The sequence below is a fragment of the Gordonia sp. i37 genome (assembly GCF_002043085.1).
Taxonomy (GTDB): domain Bacteria; phylum Actinomycetota; class Actinomycetes; order Mycobacteriales; family Mycobacteriaceae; genus Gordonia; species Gordonia polyisoprenivorans.
Window position 1 is genome coordinate 1 of sequence record NZ_MVPX01000475.1, and the last position, 2,819, is coordinate 2,819.

At 69.0% G+C, this 2,819-nt stretch carries 4 protein-coding genes and 1 pseudogene; all 5 read right to left on the reverse strand.

What is annotated here, in order from left to right; all coding sequences use genetic code 11:
• The coding region (locus B1964_RS23120; protein WP_079931429.1) for a heavy metal translocating P-type ATPase at nt 1–1,541 on the reverse strand (1,541 nt) is incomplete at its 3' end.
• On the reverse strand, nt 1,538–1,714 hold the full coding sequence (locus B1964_RS30535; protein WP_006369326.1) for a hypothetical protein: 177 nt from the start codon (nt 1,712–1,714) through the stop codon (nt 1,538–1,540). The genes B1964_RS23120 and B1964_RS30535, both read right to left, overlap by 4 nt.
• A 7-nt stretch (nt 1,715–1,721) precedes the next feature.
• A complete protein-coding gene (locus tag B1964_RS23125; RefSeq protein WP_006369325.1) occupies nt 1,722–1,925 on the reverse strand; it encodes a heavy-metal-associated domain-containing protein in 204 nt (67 codons plus the stop codon).
• Between the two features lie 44 nt (nt 1,926–1,969).
• Nucleotides 1,970–2,263: a metal-sensitive transcriptional regulator gene (locus B1964_RS23130; protein ID WP_079931430.1), complete on the reverse strand. Its 294-nt coding sequence runs from the start codon at nt 2,261–2,263 to the stop codon at nt 1,970–1,972.
• 140 nt (nt 2,264–2,403) lie between these two features.
• Nucleotides 2,404–2,819, reverse strand: a pseudogene (locus B1964_RS23135) (hypothetical protein); the annotation flags it as partial.

Consider the following 2,819-nt stretch of genomic DNA (forward strand, 5'->3'; position numbering starts at 1 on the left):
ACCCCGCCGACACCGACCCCTTCGGTGCTGGTGAAGTCGGTGACGTCGCCAACCGGAAGATGCTGGGCGGCAGCGACAATGGACTTGGCGAGGGGGTGTGCGGATGCCGACTCTACGGACGCTGCAGCCGCCAGGATGCGATCGGCGTCGACTCCGTCTGCGGGCTGGATCTTCTCGACCTGCATGACGCCGGTGGTGACGGTGCCGGTCTTGTCGAGCAGCACGGTGTCGATCCGGCGGGTCTGTTCGAGAACCTCAGGGCCGGTCAACAGAATTCCCAATTGCGCACCACGACCGGTGCCCACCATCAGCGCGGTCGGCGTCGCCAATCCCAGCGCGCACGGGCATGCGATGATCAGCACGGAGACCGCCGCGGTGAACGCGAAGCCCACCGGCGAATCCGACGCGACCGCGGCACCCAGCCAGAATCCCAGTGCAGCAACGGCAATCGCGATCACCACGGGCACGAACCAGGCGGAGATCCGGTCGGCGAGGCGCTGCGCCCCGGCCTTGCCGGCCTGGGCGTCGGCGACCATCCGGGTCATCTGCGCCAGGGCGGTGTCGGCGCCGACGTGGGTCGCCCGCACCAGCAGCCGGCCGCTGGTGTTGATCGTCGCGCCGACCACCGAGTCGCCGGGGCCGACCTCGGTCGGCATCGACTCGCCGGTCACCATCGACGCGTCGACCGCCGAGGCGCCGCCGCCGACGACGCCGTCGGTGGCGATCTTCTCGCCGGGTCGCACGACGAATTCGTCGCCGACCGCCAGCTCTGCGATCGGAATCCGCTGTTCGACGCCGTCGCGCACGACGGCAACATCCTTGGCGCCCAGGCGCATCAGGGCGCGCAGTGCGTCACCGGCGGTGCGCGTCGCGCGCTTCTCCAGATATCTGCCGAGGAGCAGGAAGGTCGTGACACCCGCGGCGGCCTCGAGGTAGATGTTGGCGCCGCCGTCGCCGCGTTGTGGGATCAGGTCGAAGCCATGGGTCATGCCGGGTTCGCCTGCGGTGCCGAGGAACAGCGCGTAGAGCGACCACCCGAAGGCGGCCAGCGTCCCCATCGACACCAGGGTGTCCATGGTGGTGGCGCCGTGACGCAGGTTCACCCAGGCGGCGCGGTGGAACGGCCACGCGCCCCACACCACCACGGGTGCGGCGAGCGTCAACGACAGCCACTGCCAGTAGGTGAACTGCCACGCCGGGACCATCGCGAGCACGACGACCGGAATCGTCAACGCGGCGCTGATCAGCACTCGGGTACGCAGTGCGTCGAGGTCCGGGTCGGCGTCGGGGTCGGCGTCGTCGGCCCCCGACGGGCGGTCATCGACGGGCGCGGCGTCATATCCCGCGGATCGGATGGCCGCGATGAGTGCGGCGGTATCCACCTCGGAGGGATGGTCGATCTGGGCGCGTTCGGTCGCGAAGTTGACGGTGGCGTGCACGCCGTCGAGTTTGTTGAGCTTGCGCTCGATGCGGTTGGCGCACGACGCGCAGGTCATCCCCTCGATGTCGAGGTCGATGCGTTCGGTGGTGGGTGCGGTCATCGGTGACCCCCATGGAGATCGGTGGTGGTCGAATGATGTTCGGGCACCGGTACTCCCGCGTCGGGCGCGACCGCATGCCCGACGGCGAACGCGATGGCGAACACCGCCGCGAGCGCCACCAGGAAGGCGGCGACCCGCACGACGGTGTTCGACGCGACAGTGTTCGGGATCATCTGCGGGTCACACCAATTGGTAGCCGGCTTCGGTGACGGCGCGGGCGACCGCCTCGCGGTCGAGGGGTGTCTCGCTCGTCACCTCCACCCGTCCCGAATCGACGGTCACGTCCACGTTCTGCACACCGGGGATCTCCTCGATCTCCTCGCGGACCGACGCGGCGCAGTGGCCGCAGGTCATGCCGGTGACGGTGTAGGTCTCGCTCGCCATGAGCACGCTCCTTCAAGGTGTAAATGCTTGTTGAACAGTGGGTTTCAGGACTTGACCAGGCGGGCAATCGCCTGCACTGCCTCGTCGACCTTGGCTTTGCCCTCGGCGTCGCCTTCCTGGGCCGCCCGGACCACACAGTGATTCATGTGCTCCTCGAGCAGGCCGAGACCGACCGCCTGCAAGGCCTTGGTCATCGCCGAGACCTGGGTCAGGATGTCGATGCAGTACTTCTCTTCTTCGACCATCCGCTGCAGACCGCGGGCCTGTCCCTCGATCCGCCGAAGGCGACGCAGATAGTCATCCTTGTTGCTGATGTAGCCGTGTTCGGCGTGATCCATGATGTCCTCCTCGGGCACCGTGCCCTGATACCCCCTACAGGTATACGCCACCGGGACGACACACGCTACCCCCCTAGGGTATGTGGGAGACAAGAGTCACGAAAGAGCGCCGTCGGCGCGGTGAGGGGCGCTGTCGGCGGTCAGTCGCGCCGCAGCGCGGCGGCCAGTCGCGACAGAGCCGTCGCGACGTCGTCTAGGGCGTCGCCGACCTCGGTCAGGCCCAACGTCGGCTGCGGATCGTGCGCCGGGGCCGGTTGCCGGTCCGCGAACTCCGAGGGTGCAGGGGCCGGCGCGGCAGCCACGTACGGCTGGTCCGGCGCAAAGGTGGGCTCCGGACGCGAGGCGGGGACGTCGAAGCTGTGGCGTCGGCCGTGGTAGGGCGTCTGATCGTGCGGGGGCGCCGAGTCGGTGGACCGACGGCCACCCCGATAGTCCGACTCCCCGACGATCGGCGGCTCGGACCTGGAAGGTTCCGGCCTGAAGGGTTCGGGACGGGAGGGTTCGGGACGGGAGGGTTCGGGGCGGGGCGGCTCCGGCATCCGATGCGACCCGCGGG

Bases quoted from the DNA above. Each gene is read 5' to 3' on its own strand.
- B1964_RS30535 (WP_006369326.1), bottom strand. From the start codon at position 1,714: ATGATCCCGAACACTGTCGCGTCGAACACCGTCGTGCGGGTCGCCGCC.
- B1964_RS23130 (WP_079931430.1), bottom strand. From the start codon at position 2,263: ATGGATCACGCCGAACACGGCTACATCAGCAACAAGGATGACTATCTG.
- B1964_RS23125 (WP_006369325.1), bottom strand. From the start codon at position 1,925: ATGGCGAGCGAGACCTACACCGTCACCGGCATGACCTGCGGCCACTGC.